Source organism: Amycolatopsis lurida (assembly GCF_900105055.1).
GTDB lineage: Bacteria > Actinomycetota > Actinomycetes > Mycobacteriales > Pseudonocardiaceae > Amycolatopsis > Amycolatopsis lurida.
Genome location: NZ_FNTA01000004.1, coordinates 2,784,123 through 2,803,236 on the forward strand (window position 1 = coordinate 2,784,123; position 19,114 = coordinate 2,803,236).

At 69.2% G+C, this 19,114-nt stretch carries 18 protein-coding genes; 6 read left to right on the top strand and 12 right to left on the bottom strand.

All coding sequences use genetic code 11. The annotated features are described in order from the left end of the window. The first annotated feature begins 71 nt into the window (after positions 1 to 71). The gene (pip, locus tag BLW75_RS17855; protein ID WP_034313066.1) at positions 72 to 1,025 is read left to right on the top strand and encodes a prolyl aminopeptidase; all 954 of its coding nucleotides are present in this window, start codon (positions 72 to 74) and stop codon (positions 1,023 to 1,025) included. 6 nt (positions 1,026 to 1,031) lie between these two features. Here the strand turns inward: pip and BLW75_RS17860 are convergent, their stop codons facing one another. From BLW75_RS17860 to BLW75_RS17880, 5 genes are all read right to left on the bottom strand, one after another. After that, a complete protein-coding gene (locus BLW75_RS17860) occupies positions 1,032 to 1,838 on the bottom strand; it encodes an ABC transporter permease (RefSeq protein ID WP_034313067.1) in 807 nt (268 codons plus the stop codon). A 9-nt stretch (positions 1,839 to 1,847) separates the two neighbouring features. Continuing rightward, a complete protein-coding gene (locus BLW75_RS17865) occupies positions 1,848 to 2,732 on the bottom strand; it encodes an ABC transporter permease (protein ID WP_034313070.1) in 885 nt (294 codons plus the stop codon). 79 nt (positions 2,733 to 2,811) lie between these two features. Then, on the bottom strand, positions 2,812 to 4,017 hold the full coding sequence (locus tag BLW75_RS17870; RefSeq protein WP_034313072.1) for an ABC transporter substrate-binding protein: 1,206 nt from the start codon (positions 4,015 to 4,017) through the stop codon (positions 2,812 to 2,814). Between the two features lie 27 nt (positions 4,018 to 4,044). Beyond that, a complete protein-coding gene (locus BLW75_RS17875; RefSeq protein ID WP_395766756.1) occupies positions 4,045 to 5,142 on the bottom strand; it encodes an ABC transporter ATP-binding protein in 1,098 nt (365 codons plus the stop codon). 20 nt (positions 5,143 to 5,162) lie between these two features. After that, the gene (locus tag BLW75_RS17880) at positions 5,163 to 6,584 is read right to left on the bottom strand and encodes a gamma-aminobutyraldehyde dehydrogenase (protein WP_034313076.1); all 1,422 of its coding nucleotides are present in this window, start codon (positions 6,582 to 6,584) and stop codon (positions 5,163 to 5,165) included. Positions 6,585 to 6,748: 164 nt separating this feature from the next. On the opposite strand from BLW75_RS17880, the gene BLW75_RS17885 reads away from it, so the two are divergent. Together BLW75_RS17885 and BLW75_RS17890 are read left to right on the top strand one after the other, a co-directional pair. Next, positions 6,749 to 7,492: a FadR/GntR family transcriptional regulator gene (locus BLW75_RS17885; RefSeq protein WP_034313079.1), complete on the top strand. Its 744-nt coding sequence runs from the start codon at positions 6,749 to 6,751 to the stop codon at positions 7,490 to 7,492. A 32-nt stretch (positions 7,493 to 7,524) separates the two neighbouring features. Beyond that, a complete protein-coding gene (locus tag BLW75_RS17890) occupies positions 7,525 to 8,259 on the top strand; it encodes a cache domain-containing protein (protein WP_034313082.1) in 735 nt (244 codons plus the stop codon). 69 nt (positions 8,260 to 8,328) lie between these two features. Here the strand turns inward: BLW75_RS17890 and BLW75_RS17895 are convergent, their stop codons facing one another. Then, on the bottom strand, positions 8,329 to 9,795 hold the full coding sequence (locus tag BLW75_RS17895; RefSeq protein ID WP_034313084.1) for a PucR family transcriptional regulator: 1,467 nt from the start codon (positions 9,793 to 9,795) through the stop codon (positions 8,329 to 8,331). Between the two features lie 109 nt (positions 9,796 to 9,904). On the opposite strand from BLW75_RS17895, the gene gabT reads away from it, so the two are divergent. Together gabT and BLW75_RS17905 are read left to right on the top strand one after the other, a co-directional pair. Further along, on the top strand, positions 9,905 to 11,236 hold the full coding sequence (gene gabT / locus BLW75_RS17900) for a 4-aminobutyrate--2-oxoglutarate transaminase (RefSeq protein ID WP_167373502.1): 1,332 nt from the start codon (positions 9,905 to 9,907) through the stop codon (positions 11,234 to 11,236). Next, complete coding sequence (locus BLW75_RS17905) at positions 11,233 to 12,663, top strand: aldehyde dehydrogenase family protein (protein WP_034313087.1); 1,431 nt, start codon at positions 11,233 to 11,235, stop codon at positions 12,661 to 12,663. Before gabT ends, BLW75_RS17905 begins: the two co-directional genes overlap by 4 nt. Before the next feature lie 39 nt (positions 12,664 to 12,702). Here the strand turns inward: BLW75_RS17905 and BLW75_RS17910 are convergent, their stop codons facing one another. Together BLW75_RS17910 and BLW75_RS17915 are read right to left on the bottom strand one after the other, a co-directional pair. Continuing rightward, a complete protein-coding gene (locus tag BLW75_RS17910) occupies positions 12,703 to 13,464 on the bottom strand; it encodes a helical backbone metal receptor (RefSeq protein ID WP_034313088.1) in 762 nt (253 codons plus the stop codon). After that, positions 13,461 to 14,870 carry a ribonuclease R family protein gene (locus tag BLW75_RS17915; RefSeq protein ID WP_034313368.1) on the bottom strand — a complete coding sequence of 470 codons (1,410 nt, stop codon included), beginning with the start codon at positions 14,868 to 14,870 and terminating at the stop codon, positions 13,461 to 13,463. The genes BLW75_RS17910 and BLW75_RS17915 overlap by 4 nt, the downstream gene beginning before the upstream one ends. Positions 14,871 to 15,004: 134 nt before the next feature. Here BLW75_RS17915 and BLW75_RS17920 point away from each other — a divergent pair, with 134 nt between their 5' ends. Continuing rightward, entirely contained in the window at positions 15,005 to 15,970 is a 966-nt protein-coding gene (locus BLW75_RS17920) for an ATP-binding protein (protein WP_034313090.1), read from the top strand. A 75-nt stretch (positions 15,971 to 16,045) separates the two neighbouring features. Here BLW75_RS17920 and BLW75_RS17925 read toward each other — a convergent pair whose 3' ends face one another. The 4 genes from BLW75_RS17925 to BLW75_RS17940 all read right to left on the bottom strand — a co-directional run bounded on the left by BLW75_RS17925 (position 16,046) and on the right by BLW75_RS17940 (position 19,113). After that, positions 16,046 to 16,243, bottom strand: a complete 198-nt coding sequence (locus BLW75_RS17925) for a hypothetical protein (protein WP_016331585.1) — start codon at positions 16,241 to 16,243, stop codon at positions 16,046 to 16,048. A 34-nt stretch (positions 16,244 to 16,277) separates the two neighbouring features. Next, on the bottom strand, positions 16,278 to 17,411 hold the full coding sequence (locus tag BLW75_RS17930) for a superantigen-like protein SSL4 (RefSeq protein WP_034313095.1): 1,134 nt from the start codon (positions 17,409 to 17,411) through the stop codon (positions 16,278 to 16,280). 102 nt (positions 17,412 to 17,513) lie between these two features. After that, on the bottom strand, positions 17,514 to 18,512 hold the full coding sequence (locus tag BLW75_RS17935; protein WP_034313096.1) for a C40 family peptidase: 999 nt from the start codon (positions 18,510 to 18,512) through the stop codon (positions 17,514 to 17,516). A gap of 4 nt (positions 18,513 to 18,516) precedes the next feature. Continuing rightward, positions 18,517 to 19,113: a hypothetical protein gene (locus BLW75_RS17940; RefSeq protein WP_034313099.1), complete on the bottom strand. Its 597-nt coding sequence runs from the start codon at positions 19,111 to 19,113 to the stop codon at positions 18,517 to 18,519. Between the last annotated feature and the right edge of the window lies 1 nt (position 19,114).

Consider the following 19,114-nt stretch of genomic DNA (forward strand, 5'->3'; position numbering starts at 1 on the left):
GCCCGCTCAGCCCGGCGGCGGGGGCGGGCCCCCACCCTTCGGACACTCGCCGATTCGGGCAGAGTGTCCTTATGGACGACCTGTACCCGCCGATCCACGTGCGCGCCGAGGGCATGCTCGACGTCGGCGACGGGCACCGGATCTACTGCCAGGAAGCCGGGAACCCGGACGGCAAACCGGTGGTCGTCCTGCACGGAGGCCCTGGTAGCGGTATCTCTTCGATGGCGCGGCGGCATTTCGACCCCGACGCTTACCGGATCATCCTGTTCGACCAGCGCGGCGCCGGCCGCAGCACTCCGCACATCGGCACGCCGGACGTCGACCTCTCGGCCAACACCCTCTGGCATCTCGTGTCGGATATGGAAAAGCTGCGCGAACGGCTGAATCTCGACCAGTGGCAGCTCTTCGGCGGTTCGTGGGGCGTGACCCTCGCCCTCGCCTACGCCGAAGCCCACCCGAGCCGTGTCAGCGAGATCATCCTGCGCGGCGTCTTCACCGTCCGCCGCAGCGAACTCGACTGGATCTACAACGGCGGCGCCGCGAACCTCTTCCCCCGGGAGTGGGAAGCGTTCCTCGCCCCGATCCCCGAGGACCGCCGTGACGACCCGCTTTCGGCGTACCGCGAGCTCGTCTACCACCCCGATCGGGCGATCCGGGAGCGTGCCGCCATCGCGTGGAGCGTTTGGGAAGGCGCGATCGTCTGCCTGCGTCCCGACCCGGCCTTCCGCAACCAGTACGCGTCGCCGGACTTCGCGGTCACGTTCGCCCGGCTGGCGCTGCACTACTTCTGCCATGGTGCGTGGCTTGAGGAAGGACAGCTGATCCGGGAAGCCGGGAAGCTGACCGGGATCCCTGGCGTGATCGTGCAGGGTCGCTACGACGCGGTATGCCCGCCGACGACGGCTTATGAGCTGCACCGAGCGTGGCCGGATTCGAAACTGGAGCTGGTGGAGGCGGCCGGGCACGCTGTGACGGATCCCGGGATGCTGGCCGCGCTCCGGGAGGCGACGGATTCCTTTCGCTAGGACCGGCTACAACCGGCCGCCCGAAGTCGTGTCTCCGGAAAGCCGTTGCGCCAGATAGACCGGAACGGTCGAAGCCAGGATCAGCACGGCGGCCACGACATTGACGATCGGTGCCTGGTTCGGCCGGAAGAGGTTGTTCAGGATCCAGATCGGCAGGGTCTCCAACCCGGTCCCGAGGGTGAACGTCGTGACGATGATTTCGTCGAACGACAGGGCGAACGCCAGCAGGCCGCCTGCCAGCAGCGCCGAGCGCAGCATCGGGAAGGTCACCAGCCGGAACGTCGTGAGCCCGTCGGCGCCGAGGTCCATCGACGCCTCTTCGAGGTTGCCGCCCATCCGCCGCAGGCGCGCGACGACGTTGTTGAACACCACCACGATGCAGAACGTCGCGTGCGCGACGATCGCGGTGAACAGGCCGAGATCGATGCCGAGGATCGTGCGGAAGGCGTTGTTCAGCGCGATACCGGTGACGATACCGGGCAGCGCGATCGGCAGGATGATCAGCAGCGACACCTGGTTGCGGCCGAAGAAGCGGTACTTCTGCAGCGCGAAAGCCGCCATTGTGCCGAGTACCAAGGCGATCGCGGTGGCCGCGAGTCCTGCTTGGACACTCGTCCACAGCGCGTTCAGCGCGCCCTGGTTCTCCGCGGCCCGGCCCCACCATTCGAGGGTGAAGCTCGACGGCGGCCAGCCGAAGGTGGTGTCGGCGTTGAAGGAATTGAGCAGCACCACCAGCAGCGGGAAGTAGATCACCGCGAGGCCGAGCACCAGCGCCGCCAGCAGAAGGTATTTGGTCGTCCGGGAAAGCCGCATCGCGCGCTCCTACAGGTTGTCCAGCGCGCCCGTGCGGCGCACGGCGGCGAGGTAGGCGAGCATGATCACCACGGGTACGGTCGCGACGGTCGCCGCGAACGGCAGGTTGTTGGCCGCGCCGATGTTGTCGTAGACGACGTTGCCGAGCATCTGCGACGTGCCGCCGACGATCTTCACCGCGATGTAGTCGCCCAGCGACAACGAGAACGTGAAGATCGAGCCGGCGACGACGGCCGGGAAGGTCACCGGCAGCACGACCGAGCGGAACGTCCGGAACGGCCGGGCACCGAGGTCGCCCGAGGCGTCCACCAAGGAGTTCGGCAGCCGCTCCAGGCCCGCGTAGATCGGCAGGATCATGTACGGCAGCCAGAGGTACGACAGCGTGATCACCGTCGCGAGCACGCCGTAGCCGGGGGTGTCGAGGCCGAACGGGTTCAGCAGCCAGTGCAGCACCCCGTTGCCGGACAACATGGTCCGCCACGCGTAGGCCTTCACCAGGTAGCTCGCCCACAACGGCGTCATGACGGCGATGACCAGGAGGCGCCGCGCCCTCGGTGAGGCGAATTTGGCCATGTAGAACGCCATCGGGAAGGCGATGATCGCGGTGACCACCGTGACGAGCGCGGCGATCCCGACCGTCCGGAGGGTGATCGTGCGGTACACCGCGTCACTGAAGAGGGTGGCGAAGTTGTTCAGTGACCACTCGGTCACGACCTGGCCGGTGAAGACGTCGGTGCTCCAGAACGCGGTCACGAACAACGCGGCCAGCGCGCCGAGGTAGGCGAGGCCGAGCCACAGCATCGGCGCGGAGAGCAGGATTCCCAGTCGCAGCCGGGGTTTGCGGTACAGGAGGGCGGAGGTTCTCCGCCTCGGCGAATCGAGGGTGGTCGTCATCGTCTCCACCAGGTGAGGGATGGGACCGGGAGCGGACGGCGTTGGGGGGCACCACCGTCCGCTCCCGGAGTTCGGGAGGTCAGCCCTTGATCTCGGTCCAGGCGCGGGTCCACTCGCCGTAGTCCTTGCACTTGACGTCGGTGCGGCCGTCGAGGCACTGCGCGATCGGCGTCGTCCAGTACTGGATCTTCGAGGCGTACGCGGCGTCACCGGCGTGGAAGGTCTCGCAATGCGCCTTGTTCTTGGTTTCGGCGCACGCCTTGGGGTTCGAAGGCGATTCACCGAAGTACTCGGCGACCTGCGCGTTGGCCTTCGGGCTGACGATGTGGTTCAGCCACTTGTAGGAGCACGTCTTGTGCGGCGACTTCGCCGACACCATCCAGGTGTCCGACCAGCCGGTCGCGCCTTCGGACGGAAGCACGGACTCGACCGGCGCGCCCTCGCTCTTGGTCAGGTTCACCGTCACCTGCCACGCGGTGCCGACGACGGCGTCGCCGCTCTTGAGCGCCTGGCTCTCCTTCAGGTAGTCCGACCAGTACTCCGCCACCATCGGGCGCTGTTGCTTGAGCAGGTCGACGGCGGCCTGGAACTGCTTGTCGTCCAAGGCGTACGGGTTCTTGATGCCGAGTTCGGGTTTGTGCGTCTGCAGGTACAGCGCCGCGTCGGCGATGTAGATCGGCGAGTCGTAGGCGGTGATCTTGCCCTTGTACGGGCTGTTCGCGTCGAACATGACCGACCACGACGTCGGCGCCGGGGTCACCTTGTCGGTGCGCCAGGTGAGCAGGTTCGCGCCCCAGCCGTGCGGCACGCCGTAGGACACGTTGTTCACGCTGTTCCACGGGCGGTTCTTGAGGAAGTCGAAGACGTCGGCGTAGTTCGGCACGAGTGCGGTGTTCACCGGTTCGACGTCTCCGGACGCGATAAGCCGCAGCGAAGCGTCACCGGAGGCGGAGATGACGTCGTACTGTCCGGTCTTCATCAGGCTCACGGCCTCGTCGGAGGTGCCGAACGCCTTGACATTGACCTTGCAGCCGGTCTCCTTCTCGAAGCCGGTGACCCAGTCGACGGCCGGGTCGTTGGAGCCGTTCTCCGCGTAGCCGGGCCAGGCCAGCACGTTGACCTGGCCTTCCGGCTGGCCGAGCTGCGCGAGCGCGTCGAGCTTCGGCGGGGTGAAGCCCTGTCCGCCGGGCGCGGCCGCGGTCGAGCTGGATCCGGAGGTTCCGCAGGCGGCCACGAGCAGGCCGGCGCCGAGCAGGCCGGCGAGCGCGAGTTTCCTGTTCTTCATTGAACAACCTTTCGGTACAGGGGAGAACTAACCGGCTTCGGGGACGCGGAAGCTGTGTTCGTGCCGCCAGCTCAGGCGGACACGGCCGCCCTCGAAGTCCGCGGGTTCGGCGGTGTTCTGCCGGACCACGGAGAGCTGGCCGCCGGCGTCGAGGGTGACCTCGTAGCGCACGGTCGCGCCGGCGTAGACGGTGTTGGTGACAGTGCCGGTGGCACTGGTCTCGCCGACCTCCGCGGTCTTCGAGAGATCGGCGTCGATGCGGATCTTTTCGGGGCGGATGCTGAACACACCGGGTTTGCCGATGATGTTCTCGGCGCCGCCGCCACTGAGCAGGTTCGAGGTCCCGACGAAACCGGCGACGAACGCCGACGCGGGCCGCTCGTAGACCTCGACCGGTGAGCCGACCTGTTCGATCCGGCCGGCGTTGAACACCGCGATGCGGTCGCTCATCGTCAACGCCTCGTCCTGGTCGTGGGTGACGAAGATGAAGGTGATGCCGACGTCGCGCTGGATCTGTTTCAGCTCGGTCTGCATGGTGTGGCGCAGCTTCAGGTCGAGGGCGCCGAGTGGCTCGTCGAGCAGGAGCACCTTCGGCCGGTTGACCAGTGCCCTGGCGAGCGCGACGCGCTGCCGCTGGCCGCCGGAGAGCTGGTCGGGTTTGCGCTCGCCGAAATCACCGAGCCGGACGGTGTCGAGAGCCTCCTTCGCGCGCTGACGTCGCTCCGCGCGGGGGACGCGCTTCACCCGGAGGCCGTACTCGACGTTCTGTTGCACGGTCATGTGCGGGAAGAGCGCGTAGTCCTGGAAGACGGTGTTGACGTCGCGGTCGAAGGGCGCGAGACGGCTGACGTCGCGGCCGTGCAGTTCGATCGTGCCCGCCGTCGGGAGCTCGAAGCCGGCGATCATGCGGAGCACGGTCGTCTTGCCCGAGCCGGACGGGCCGAGCATCGAGAAGAACTCGCCGGGCGGGATGTCGAGGTCGACGCCGTCGACCGCGTGGACCTGGCCGAACTCCTTGCGCAACCCGCGCAGCCGGATGGCCGGAATGTCGCCTCCACCTGCGGAAGTGATAGCAAAGGTCCCTTGCTCCCCCGCGGCCGAGGCGGTGGGCGCTTGTTGCGGCATGGCATGCCTTTCGGTGGTCGTCACAGCGCGCTCATCACGTGCTTGACGCGGGTGTAGTCCTCGAGGCCGTAGAGCGAGAGGTCCTTGCCATAGCCGGACTTCTTGAAGCCGCCGTGCGGCATTTCGGCGACCAGCGGGATATGCGTGTTGATCCACACGCAGCCGAAGTCGAGCTCTCGGGCCAGGCGCATCGCGCGCTGGTGGTCGGTGGTCCACACCGATGACGCGAGCGCGTACTCGACGCCGTTGGCCGCGGCGAGCGCTTCGGCCTCGGTCTCGAAACGCTGCACGGTGATGACCGGGCCGAAGACCTCCGTCTGGCTGATCTCGTCGTCCTGCCGGACACCGGAGATCACCGTCGGTTCGTAGAAGTAACCCTCGTCCCCCTGCCGCTTACCTCCACAGTGGACCACCGCATGCTCGGGCAGCCGATCGACGAACCCGGCGACCCGTTCGAGTTGCGCGGCGTTGTTGAGGGGGCCGTAGGTGACCGATGTGTCGTCGGGTTTGCCGGTGGTGGTCGCCCGCGCCTGCCGGGCGAGCGCGGCGACGAACGTGTCGTGGACTTCGTCGGCGACCAGGACACGCGTCGCAGCCGTACAGTCTTGGCCCGCGTTGAAGTACCCCGCGGCGGCGATGCCCTCAGCGGCCGCTTCGATGTCGGCGTCCGCGAAGACCACTACGGGCGCTTTACCGCCGAGCTCCAGGTGTACGCGCTTCACGTCCTTCGCGGCCGAAGCGGCAACCTCGATCCCAGCCCGCACGGAGCCGGTGATGGACACCATCGCGGGGATCTCGTGCTCGACGAGCGCTCGCCCGGTGTCGCGGTCTCCGCAGATCACGTTGAGCACGCCGGGCGGCAGGAATTCGGCACAGATTTCGGCGAAGAGCAGGGTCGACGCAGGCGTCGTGTCGGCCGGTTTGAGCACCACGGTGTTCCCCGCGGCGAGGGCGGGCGCGATCTTCCAGACCGCCATGAGGAGCGGATAGTTCCACGGCGTAACCTGCGCGCACACGCCGATCGGTTCTCGGCGGACGAAAGAGGTATGCCCTTCCATGTACTCGCCCGCCGACCGTCCTTCGAGGACACGCGCGGCCCCCGCGAAGAACCGCAACTGGTCGACGATCATCGGCAGTTCTTCGGCCGCGGTGAGCGCGACCGGCTTGCCGGTGTCCGCCGATTCGACGAGCACGATCTCTTCCGCGCGGGCTTCGACGGCGTCCGCGATCTTCAGCAGCGCGAGCTGGCGCTGCGCGGGCGTGGTGTCGCGCCAGGTTTCGAAGGCGGCGGCCGCGACCTGGAGCGCGCGGTCGACGTCTTCGGGGCCGGCGACGGCGGCGGTGCGATACGGGCGGCCGGTGACGGGATCGACGACGTCGGCGACCTGGCCCGACGCGGATCCGGTGTACTCACCGCCGATGAAGTGCTTCAACTGCTGCACGAGAGCTCCTGGCTACTGGGCCTGGGGGCGTGAGGCGATAGCAAAGGTCCCTTGCTCCCTTGTGGGGCGGCAAGGTCGCTAAAACATATAAGTCCATATGTTAAATGACAAGACGATGGGGCAAGATTGCTTCCATCGGGTAGCGGTACGGGCGAAGGGCCACCATGCGTAAGGGGATGTCGCACAGCGCGCGATCAGCGATGTTCGCTCCGCTCGACCAGATCGGCCGGGCGGAAGCGGTCACCGCGCGGCTGGTCGACGCCATCACTCTCGGGCTGCTGGCCGACTCGGAGCAGCTGCCGAGCGAAGCCGAGCTGGCCGCCCAGTTCGGCGTCTCCACCGTGACGGTCCGCGAAGCGCTCGTGGCCTTGCGACAGCAGGGCCTTGTCGAGACGCGACGCGGCCGAGGCGGCGGAAGCTTCGTGAAGACGCCTGCCAACCCTTCGGCCGCTTCGTGGCGAGAGCGCCTTCGCACGGTTTCGCTGTCCGAGCTTCGCGACGTCGGCGATCACTACCTCGCCATCGCGGGCGCCGCGGCCAAACTCGCCGCCGAGCGGAGTTCGCCCGAGGACATCGAGCGGCTCGAACTGGCGACCGAGGACATCCGCACGGCCACCGGCGCGGAGGCGTCGCGCGCCGAGCGCCAGTTCCATCTCGAAGTCGCCGCGGCCGCCCAATCGCCACGGCTGACCAGGGAAGAAGTGCAGTTGCAGAGCGAACGAGGCGGTTTGCTGTGGCTGCCGCTCGAGCCGCACGGCACCCGTGAGAACGCCTACGCCGAACACCGCGCGATCGCCGCCGCCATCGCGCAGGGAGACGGCGAGCTGGCCAGAAAGCTCACCGAGGAGCACATCCTCGAAGCGATAGACCGGCTGGCGGACGTGCATTTAGACCTTCTGGCCCCTTAAGCTGCGGCATCCGCGCATCCGAGGTGAGCATCGTGAACGACACACCGTCCGCCGGTTCCGAGGTCGTCGAACAGGTATCCACCCTGGTCGAGGACGTCTTCGGCCGGCTCAAGCCGCTGCTGGCCGGCGCCGAGGGGCTCCTGGCCGCCTCCACCGATGCCACCGCCGAAGACCTGCCCCGCCTCCGGCCGCAGGTCTTCGACGTCCTCGGCGGCCTGGTCGTCGGCGCCGGGTTCATCAGTGCGCCGAACGCGCTGGCCGATCAGGAATTCGGCTTCGAATGGTGGACCGAGACCGGGGACGCCGAGCCGGCGCAACTGGTCATCAGCCTCGATCCGGGCAGCGAGAACTTCCTGGACTACACCAGGCAATCGTGGTTCACCGTCCCGCGTGACACCGGCCGCCGCCATATCAACGGCCCGTACGTCGACTACCTCTGCACCGACGAGTACACGCTGACCTTCACGGTTCCCGTCCAGCGCGACGGAGAGTTCGCGGGGGTCGTCGGCGCGGACATCTACGTGCGCGAGGTCGAGCGCCTGCTGCAGCTGAAACTGCGCGCGCTCGGCGGCCGCGCGGCGCTGGTCAACGCGCAGGGCCGCGTGATCGTGTCGAACAACGCGCGCCAGGCGACCGGATCGCTGGTCCGCGACGTCGACGTCCCGGCCTGGTGGTCCGCCGGTGCGGAGCCGGTCACGACGGAGACCGGCACGCACCTGCGACGCTGCGGAGACTCGCCGATCGCCCTGGTCAGGTCCGAGCGCTGAAGGACGCCATACCCGCATCAGATGTGGGAAAAGCGCCCTTCACCGCGTCGCATGCGGGGAAAGCGTCCTTCAGCCCCCGCTGACCTGCAACGCGAGCCAGAATTCGGCGCGCACCCCGGGGGAATCGAGATCACGGCCGGTCAGTTCGGCGACCTTGCGCATACGGTTGCGCAAGGTGTGCCGGTGGACGCCGAGCCGCGCGGACGCCAGATCCCAGTGGCCGTGGTGTTGGAGCCAGCAGGTCAGCGACGCGACGAGCTCGCCACGGCCGGTCTCGTCATGGTGCCGCAGCGGCGCCAGCAGACTGTCCGAAAACGCTTGCGCCGCTTGGGAATCGACCATCTCCAGGAAGCCGCGCCCGGCGTGTTCGGCGAACCGGACCAACGGCGAACGCTCGGCCTTCGCCGCTTCCGCCGCCTGTTTCGCCTGCCGGAGCCCCGTCGGGAAGTCCACTGTGGAAACCAGATCGGACAGCCCGGCGTGCAGCCCGCCGATCCGGGAAGCCTGCCGGGCGACGGTCTCCACGTCGCCGAGCGCGATCACGAACGCCCCGGACTCGCCGAAGAACGCCTTGTCTCCGGCCACTTCCGCGTCGAGCGCGTCGGCGAGCGAGCGGCGGGCGGTGGCGGGACCGGCGACGGCAAGCACGGACCACGGCGCTTCCGGCACACCGCCCCAGAGCGACTTCATCGTGCGCGTGGCGAGTTCGGTTTGCCCCGCGGCAAGCAGGTCACACAGCCCTGACCGCAGCCGCCGCACGGCGTCCACGTGCTCACGGTTCTGTTCCAGGGCAAGGGAAAGCAACGACACCGCGGTATTGACGATGTGCTGGCCCGCGGCATCGAGCGGCTCACGGGAGCCGACGGCGAGCACGCCCCGGGCACGGGTGTCGAGCGTCTGCAGGACGACCTCGTACTCCCCCGCCACCGTCACCAGCGTGCCCGCGCGCAGCCGCGCGAAGTCATCCTGGAGTCCGTCGGCGAAGGGTCTCGCGGAAGGCGAAGCCTCAGTGACCGCACCGGACGAGTCGAGCAGGAGCACCCAGCCGTCGACCAGTTTCGCCAGTTTGCGCACCACGCCACCGGGCCCGCCCTTGCCGACGGCCGTCCTGGTCAGCTCCTGCTGGCCCTTGCCGGTGCGCACGAGCGAGGCGTATTCGTCGGCGGCGACCGCGCGGGAGACCGCCCGCGTGATCGCGATGAACGGTGTCTTCCTCGGCACTTCGAGCACCGGCAGCCCGACCTCGTCCGCGGTGTCCACAAGCGACTGAGGAATGCTCTCGTGGCTGAGCCCGACTCCGAAACCGAGCCCCGCCACGCCGGCGTCGACGAGCCGCCGTATGTACCCGGGGGACGTGGTCTCATCGAGGGCGAGACCGGTGGTCAGCAGCAGTTCGCCACCTTCGAGGAAGGCCTGCGGATCGGTCAGTTCGGTGGGGTGCACCCAGCCGATCGCCCGCTCGAGCCCCGTCTCGGCCGCGCGCACCCGCAGGCCGAGCGGGCGCTCGGCCACCAGTGCGGCGAGGGTCAGTGCCATGTTGTCCAACTCTACGCCTCGATATCGACAAGATGTCGAGCTGACGCGGGCCGGGCGGGCTCCCATCCTGGAGGGCGACCCCGTCCCTCGCGTCCGCAGGAGTCTGGCCGTGACCGTCACCACCGAAACCCAGCGCAGGCTGCGCACCGAGATCCCCGGCCCCGCCTCGCGCGCCCTGCAGGAGCGACGCGCCGCCGTCGTCGCCGCGGGCGTGAGTTCGGTGCTGCCCGTCTACGTCACCTCGGCCGAGGGTGGCCTGCTCACCGACGCCGACGGCAACGTCCTGATCGACTTCGGTTCCGGTATCGCGGTGACCAACGTCGGCCACGCAGTGCCCGCCGTCGTGGACCGCGTCCGTGAGCAGGTGGGCCGGTTCACGCACACGTGTTTCATGGTCACGCCGTACGAGGGGTACGTCGAGGTGTGCGAAGCACTCGACAAGCTGACGCCGGGCACCCATGAGAAGCGTTCCGTGCTGTTCAACTCCGGCGCCGAAGCCGTCGAGAACGCGGTGAAGATCGCCCGCGCGGCGACCGGGCGACAGGCCGTCGTCGTCTTCGACCACGCCTACCACGGCCGCACGAACCTGACGATGGCGCTGACCGCGAAGTCCATCCCCTACAAGCACGGTTTCGGCCCGTTCGCGCCCGAGGTCTACCGCGTTCCCGGCTCGTACCCGTATCGCGACGGGCTGTCCGGTCCCGAGGCGGCGCGGATCGCCATCGACCGCATCGAGAAGCAGATCGGTGGCGACCAGGTCGCGGCCGTAGTGCTCGAACCGGTGCAGGGTGAGGGCGGGTTCATCGAGCCCGCCCCCGGTTTCCTGCCCGCGCTTTCCCGCTGGTGCACCGAAAACGGCGTCGTGTTCGTCGCTGACGAGGTGCAGACCGGCTTCTGCCGCACCGGCGAGTGGTTCGCGTCCACGCACGAAGACGTCGTCCCCGACCTGATCGCCACCGCCAAGGGCATCGCGGGCGGGCTGCCGCTCGCCGCCGTCACCGGCCGCGCGGAACTGCTCGACGCCGTCGGCCCGGGCGGGCTCGGCGGAACCTACGGCGGTAACCCGATCGCGTGCGCCGCGGCGCTCGGCTCGATCGAGGTCATGCGCCAGGAGAACCTCGCGGCGTCGGCGAAGCGCATCGAGAGCACAGTGCTGCCGCGGCTGCGGGCGCTGGCCGAGGAGACCGGCGTGATCGGTGACGTCCGCGGCCGAGGCGCGATGCTGGCCGCCGAGTTCGTGAAGCCCGGCACCACCGAACCCGACGCGGACCTGACCAAGCGGATCGCACAGGCCTGCCACCAAGCCGGCGTCGTCGTCCTCACCTGCGGCACCTACGGCAACGTCGTCCGCCTGCTGCCGCCGCTGTCCCTGTCCACCGAACTGCTCGATGAGGGCTTGACCGTTCTCGAGCACGCTGTCCGTACGGAGGCCGCCAAGTGACCACATTTCCTTTCTGGGTAGCCGGGAAACCGGTCACCAGCGACGAGACCGTCGTCGTCCGTCACTCCTTCGACGAAAGCGAGGCGGGCTCGCACCACGTTCCGTCCACTTCGGACATCGAGACCGCCGTGCAGGCGGCGCACGACGTCCAGGACGAGTTCGCGACGCTGCCCGCGCACGTCCGGGCGGGCGCGTTGGACCACGTGTCCCGAGTTTTGGGTGAACGGTCCGAAGAGCTGGCGCAGCTGATCACCGCCGAGTCGGGCAAGCCGCTCAAATGGGCGCGCGGCGAAGTCGGGCGCGCGGCGTCGACGTTCCGCTGGGCCGCCGAGGAGGCCCGCCGGTTCTCCGGCGACCTGCAGCGTCTCGACACCGACCCGGGCGGCACCGGACGGCTCGCACTCGTGCGCCGGGTGCCGAAGGGTCCGGTGCTGGGCATCACGCCGTTCAACTTCCCGCTGAACTTGGTGGCGCACAAGGTCGCGCCTGCGATCGCGGTCGGCGCGCCGATCGTGCTCAAGCCCGCGCCCGCGACGCCGCTGACCGCGCTGCTGCTCGGTGAGATCCTCGCCGAGACCGATCTGCCGGCCGGGAGCTGGTCGATCCTCCCGGTGAGCAACGAGGAATCGGCCAAGTTGGTTTCGGACCCGCGGCTGCCGGTCGTGTCGTTCACCGGTTCCGTGCCGGTGGGCTGGGGTATCCGGGACAGCGTGCCGCGCAAGCACGTCGCGCTCGAACTCGGCGGCAACGCGGCGGTGCTCGTCTGTCCTGATTGGACGGATCTGGACTTCGCGGCGCAGCGGATCGCGACGTTCGCGATGTACCAGGCCGGGCAGTCGTGCATCTCGGTGCAGCGTGTGTACGCACACGCCGACGTCTACGACGAGCTCCGGGCGAAGGTGCTGGAGCAGGTGCGCGCGCTCGGGACCGGCAACCCGCGAACGGACGGCGTGGACGTCGGACCGCTGATCAACACCGACGCCGCTTCCCGGGTGGAGTCGTGGATCACGGCGGCCGTCGAGGCGGGCGGCGAACTACTGACCGGCGGCAAGCGTGACGGCGCCACCGTCGAGCCGACGGTGCTCGCGAACGTGCCGGAGGACGCGTCGGTGATGGCCGACGAGGTCTTCGGGCCGGTCGTGTCGATCACGCGCGTGGAGTCGGTGGAGGACGGGGTGCGCCGGATCAACGACTCGCGCTTCGGCCTGCAGGCGGGCGTGTTCACGCGCGACCTGCCGACGGCGTTCGACGTGTCCGCGAAGCTGCGTGTCGGCGGTGTGCTCGTCGGCGACGTGCCGAGCTTCCGGGCCGACCAGATGCCCTACGGCGGGGTGAAGGACTCCGGCGTCGGCCGCGAGGGCCCCGCGTCGGCGATGGCGGACTTCACCGAGGAACGCGTCACCGTCCTGACCGGTCTCACCCTCTGACCTGCCCGCATTTAGTCCTCTGGATGCGCTCTACCGCATTCAGAGGACTAAATGCGTGAGGTGGGCGTGCGCGTCGACGAGCGAAGGGCCGTACCAGGTCAAGTAGCGGCCGGAGACCAGGACGTGCTTCGCGCCGGGGAACGCTTCGGGGCCGTCGTCCGCGGTGAACTCGTAAGGCTCGTCGGGCAGCACCAGCAGGTTCGCGTCTCCGTCCGCGAAGCGCGCTTGGAGCTCGTCGAGCTTCGGGCGCGGGTAGCGTTCTTCGTGGTCCGCGTAGACGTTGCCGATCCCGACGCGATGCAGGACGTCGCCGCCGAAGGTGTCCCTGCCGAGCACGATCCACGGCTTCCGCCAGACCGGCACGACCGCGCGGAACCGCTCCGGCAACGTCTCCCGCCAGATCTCCTCCGCCTCGACCAGCCACTCCGGTTCGGCGAGGTCGTAGGCCTGCGTCAGGATCCGCCGGATCGACGCGAGCGCGCCGGGCACGGTCGCCGACGCCTCCATCACCCAGACCGGGATCCCGTTGGCACGTAGGCGTTCCACGTCTTCCGGCCGGTTCTCCTCGGAGTTGGCCAGCACCAGATCCGGCTCGAGTTCGAGCACCCTGTCCACGTTCGGGTACTTCGAGCCGCCCACCCGCGGGACGTCCAGATCGAACGGATGGGTGCAGTAGTCCGTGGCGCCCGCGAGCCGTCCCGGCGCGCTCACCTCGACGGCCTCGGTGAGCGACGGCACGAGCGACACCACGCGCGACGCCGGTTCGCGCAGCGGGACGACTTCGCCGAGATCGTCGATCATGCGCGCTCGAAGGACAGTTTCCGCTTGTCGACGTCCACCGCCGTGAGCCGGACGCGGATCCGCTCGCCTTCCGGCGGCTTCTCGCCCGCGCACTTGCCCATCACCGGCGGATTCTCGATCAGGATCTCCGACTTGGTCTCGTCGGCCCGCAGCACGATCGCGTCGAACTCCTCACCGATGTGCTCGGCCATGACCCACGCCTCGACCTGGTCGATGCAGGCGCGTTCGACCTTCGCCGCCAGGGTGTCGGACGCGGTCATCTGCTCCGGCACCTCCGAAAGCGCCGCGCGAACCCACTCCGGCACTTCCCGGCCCGCGCTTACGGCGAGACAGATCTCGGTGGCGAACCGGTCGACCAGCCGCCGGATCGGCGCGGTGACGTGGGCATACGCGCCGCCGATCCCGGCGTGCGTGGTCAAGGCGGGCAGTTCGCCGTCGAAGGCGGTGTATCCGGCGCCGCGCAGAAGCCTGGTGGTGTCGGCGAAAAGCGCCATGGACGCGGGCTGGCCGGGGTCGAGCGCGGCCAGGAACTCCGACACGCTCTTGCCCTCGGGCCAGTCGATGTTCAGCGCCTGCGCGGACCGGCGCAGCCATTCGATCGCTTCGGCGTCGGGCTGGGGCAGCGTGCGCAGAACCCCGATCCCGGCGCGGATCATGATCTTCGCCGCGGCCATGCCGGTGAGCAGCGAGATCTCGGCGTTCCACGCGTCGACGTCGTTGCGCGGGCGCTGGATCAGCGCCCAGCCGCCGTCGGGATCGCCGCTGATCTCCTGCTCCGGCAGCTGCAGCTCCACCGCGCCGCGGCGGATCGCGAGTTCGCGGCGCAGACGGCCCAGCTCCGGAAGCGCGGCGACCGAGGGATGCGGGTCACCCGCGTCGATCGCCGCCTGGACGGTCTCGTAGTCGAACTGTTCGGTGGACCGGACCAGCGCCCGGCGGACGTTGGTCGCCGTCGGCTCACCGCTCGCGTCGACGTCGATCGTCCACAGCACCGCGGGCCGGGTCTCCCCCGGCAGCAGGCTCGCCGCACCCTCGGACAACACCGGCGGATGGAGCGGGACGTTCCCGTCGGGCAGATAGAGCGTCTGCCCGCGCCGACGCGCCTCTTTGTCGAGCGCGCCACCCGGCGGGATGAACGCGGCCAGGTCGGCGATCGCGTAGTGGACCCGGAACCCGCCGCCCGCGACGCGTTCGACCAGAACCGCCTGGTCGAGGTCCTTGGCACCGGGCGGATCGATGGTGACGAAGGGCAGACCGGTGGCGTCCTCACGTTCCCCCGCCGATTCGAGCGGGTCGACGACCGCCGCCTCCGCCTCGGCGAGCACGTCGGGCCCGAACGACTCCGGCAGCGAGAACTCGGCTCGAAGGTGACCGAAGTCCCCTCCTGCCGCGTGTGTCCTGATCACGAGTGGAGGCACCACCCAACCCTATCCCGATCCGGCGCCGTTGATCGCCCGTTCGGGTGCGGGCCGGTCGGGTGTACGTTACCGACCGAAATGAAAACCGATACCCTTTTCAAAACGACAGGAAGGGCCGTGGCGTGAAGATCGCGTTCGTCGGGAAGGGCGGCAGCGGGAAGACCACGCTGGCGTCGCTGTTCACCGCGTACCTGGCCGGCGGCGGGAAACCGGTTCTGGCGATCGACGCGGACATCAACCAGCACCTCGCCGTCGCGCTCGGCGCGAGCGAGGAAGAGGCCATCGCGTGGCCGACGCTGGGCGACAACATGGGCCTGATCAAGGAGTACCTGCGCGGCGACAACCCGCGGATCGCGGACGCCGCCTCGATGATCAAGACGACGCCGCCGGGGCGCGGGTCGCGGCTGGTCCGGCCGTTCGAGGACAACCCGATCTTCCAGGCCTGCTTCCGCGAATTCGGCGGTGTGCGGCTCGGCGTCACCGGGCAGTTCGACGAGGACGACCTCGGCGTCGCCTGCTATCACTCGAAGGTCGGCGCGGCGGAGCTCCTGCTGAACCACATGATCGACGACGCGGGCGAATACGTGGTCATGGACATGACCGCCGGCGCCGACGCGTTCGCGTCCGGGCTGTTCACGCGGTTCGACGTGACGTTCCTGGTATGCGAGCCGACCGTGCGCAGCGTCGGTGTGTACCGGCAGTACGCCGACTACGCACGGGACTTCGGCGTGCGGCTGGTCGTCGTGGGCAACAAGGTGACCGAGGACGAGGACATCGAGTTCCTGCGCGAAGAGGTCGGCGACGCCCTGCTGGGCTGGATGGAGAACTCGCGGCACGTCCGCGCCGCCGAACGCGGCCGCGCACGCCCGATCGGCGAACTCGAGGCGCACAACCTCACGACGCTGGACTCGATGCTCGCGACCGTCGACGGCGAGCAGCGCGATTGGGCGCGCTACCAGCGGCAAGGCGTCGAGTTCCACCTTCGCAACGCGCGGGCTTGGGGCAGTGGGCGGGCCGGGGAAGACCTCACCGCGCAGGTGGACCCGGAGTTCGTGCTGGGGCCGGCGTTGGCCGCTCAGGACGCCTGAGTCCCTCGCCGAAAGTCCGTGAAGGCCTCCTTGAGGGACTCTGGGTCCCTCAAGGAGGCCTTCACGGACCAGCGATCAGTCGCCGTTCCACTTGGCGTCTTCGGCGTCGGCCTGCCTGGTGCGTTCCTTGGCGATCTCCAGGGCGCGCCTGGCCGTCGCCTCGTCCGGGTACGGGCCGAGGAGGTCGATGCTCCGGCCTCGTTCCAGGTGCTCGACCTGGTTCGTCTTGGTGTTGAAGTACCAGCCCTGATCCGGGTTCGGGTCGCTCGACATACGTCAAGCCTGACATCACCCGGACGTCCTGTCATCACTTGCGATAGCGGTAGGGGATCTCCGTGGGATCGCCGGTCGGGCCGAACTCGCCGCCCTCGGGCGGGTCGACCTTCGAGCTTTCCGGCACGTTCTCGCCGAGTTCGTCGAACCAGCCCCGGTGCATCGGGACGCCGCGCGGCGGGGTCGCCGGTTCGGGCGCCACGGGGATTCCCGGCGGAGGCGACACCGGCTGCGTCAACGGAGGAGCCGAGGGCATCGCGGACGACGGCGGCGTCACGGGCGGCTCCGGTTCGGCCTGCGACGGCGCGGCTGTGGCCGGGGCCTCCGGGGTGGCGGGAGGCGCGCTCACCGGCGGAGGCGGCGGCGTGTGGTTCCCGGGCGAGGATTGTGTCCGGGTGGGCTGAGGCAGCGGCGGCTGGGACACCGGCGGCTGGGCCAACGGTGCCTGAGGCGCGGGCGCCTGAGGAGCGGGCGCCTGGGACGCAGGTGACTGAGGCGCTGGTGCCTGCGGGGCCGGCGCCTGAGGAGCAATCCCCTGATTGCCTGGCAGCGGCGGCGCGGGCGGTCCCGGAGGCGGCGCGACCGTACGCCACACCGGCGCGGGCCCGATGTTCATCGGCGCCGGAGCGCGCGGCGGCTGCCCGGTCGCGGGCGGCGCGGTCTGCGAAGGCGCCGGGGGCGCCGGACGCTGCGCCGGCTTCGGGATCGGATCGAGGCAGGAGACGAGCACCGTGGTGTTCGCCGGGTCTTCGACCTTCCGTCCGCTGCGCTCGCGGTAGACCATCTCGCCCTCGGTGTCCATCTCGACCAGGTAGCCGGCCTCCGCCAGCTGCTCCTCGTCGAGATCGACGAGCTTTTCGTAGCGCGACGGGACGACCCGGTAGATCGGCCAGGCGAGCCGGGCGTTCTCCTGGTGGAACTGGGCGAGCAGGGCGGCCATCTGCTGCTGCCAGGGCAGCGACATCCCCTCGGCCAGCGAACGCGGCAACACGACGTAACCGGGATCGACGCCCGGCCAGCCCTGGTTCAGCTGGTCGGCGAGCGGGGTGCTCGACGCCGGCCGCGCCGCCTGCCGCGCGGGCTGGGCGGTACCGAAAAGATCGCGGGGATCGACCTCCGGGCCGCCTCCCGCCGCGGGCTTGCCTCGCCTTCCGAATTTCCGTGCCACGTTCTTCATCCTCTGCCAGTGTGCGGCCGCGTGCCGGTGGACAGGCCGCCACTTCGGGTGAATCCGATGGTCCCGCGATCGCGATACCACGCGCTCACCATGCTAAACGCCAGGACGGACCGCCTGCGCGACCACTTCGGCCTCGTCGAAGGAGAAGTCGCGGATGTGCACCGGCACCCCGGTCTGCTGCGCTTCGACGATCTTGCCGTCGCCCAGGTACATCATCACGTGGTGGATGGTCGCCGGGTTCGACGGCACGGTGGCGAGGAACAGCAGGTCACCCGGTTGCGCCTGCCGCACCGGCAGCATCGCGCCCGCCTTGTACTGGTCGCGGGAAACGCGCGGCAGGATGATCCCGGCCGACTCGTAGGCCCGCAGCATCAGCCCGGAACAGTCGTAGCTGTTCGGCCCGGTGGCGCCCCAGACGTACGGCTTTCCCTGCTCGGCGAGGGCGAACTTGATGGCCTGCGCGGACGCCTGACTCGGCGGCACCACGCTGCCGACGCTCGTGCCGCAGCCGACGACGTCGACGATCTGGCCCTCGTTCTGCACGAGGAGCGCGGCCATCGGCTCCCAGTTGTGGTACCGGTCGGGGAAGCCGGAGCGCTCGACGCGCTGCGCGGCGTCGCCGGGCCGCATGTTCTCCCAGTCCGGCACCGCGAGCAGCACGTCGTAGAACTTGTTGACCTGGTACGGCGGGTCGGTGACCTGGGCGACGGTGCCCCAGCCCATCGACGGCCGCATCTGGAAGATGCCGAGCGAGTCGCGGTCGCCGTAGGTCAGGTTCCGCAGCTTGGACTCGGTCATCCCGGCCTGGATCGCCACCTGCCACGCGCGCGGGGACAGCGACCGCTGCTTGCCGATCGAGATGATCAGCGCGACGATCCCCTTCTGCTCTTCGTCCAGCTTGTTGATGTCCGAAGAGCCGCGATCGGTCTGTCCCGGCAGGGTCGGCCCGATCGACGCGTCGCACGAGGTCTTGACGATCCCGCCCGACTGCGCCTCCACATGGTCGGTCACCACCTTGGTGACCGTGCTCGTGGTGACCACCGCGGCGAAGACCGCGGTGATCAGCACACCGACGATGAGCCCGATCTTCATCGGGTCAGCCCGCTTGGGTGAACTTGGTGACCCGCCATCCCGGGTTCGTCTTGACGACGGTGACCCGGACCCTGGGCCCGTCCGTGGGTACGTCGACTTCCATCGACCCGGCGAGCGAGGAGACGACCTGCGGCTCCCCGGCCACCCTGGTCGCCTTGATGTTCGCGGGGTCCACCGTCGTCAGTTCCCCGGCGAGGTACTCCTCGGTGGTGTACGGCTTCAAGCCGCTCAGCCATTGCTCGGTCGTCGTACCGTCTGGATGGTTCGCCCATGCCGTCACCCAATTCTTGGCGACCCGGATACCGTCCTGGTCAGGTGGCGCGGAAGACGGCGGTGGCTGGCTGGTGAGCCTCGGCGGCAACGTCGACGTCACGGTCACCGGCGCCGCGACGCCGGGGCGTGAGGTGGCTGTCGCCGAGGAACCCGGCCCGGCGGCCGTCGGTCCCGGTTTTCCGATGGCCTTGGGCAGCAGAATGCCCAAGGCGGTGAGCACGACCGCGAGGATCACCAGCGTGCCGACGAGGTGGCGGGGCGAGCGCAACGGCCAGCCCCACAGTCTGCGGTAGACCGCGGTGCGCCCGCGGTTGGTCCGGATCGGCATG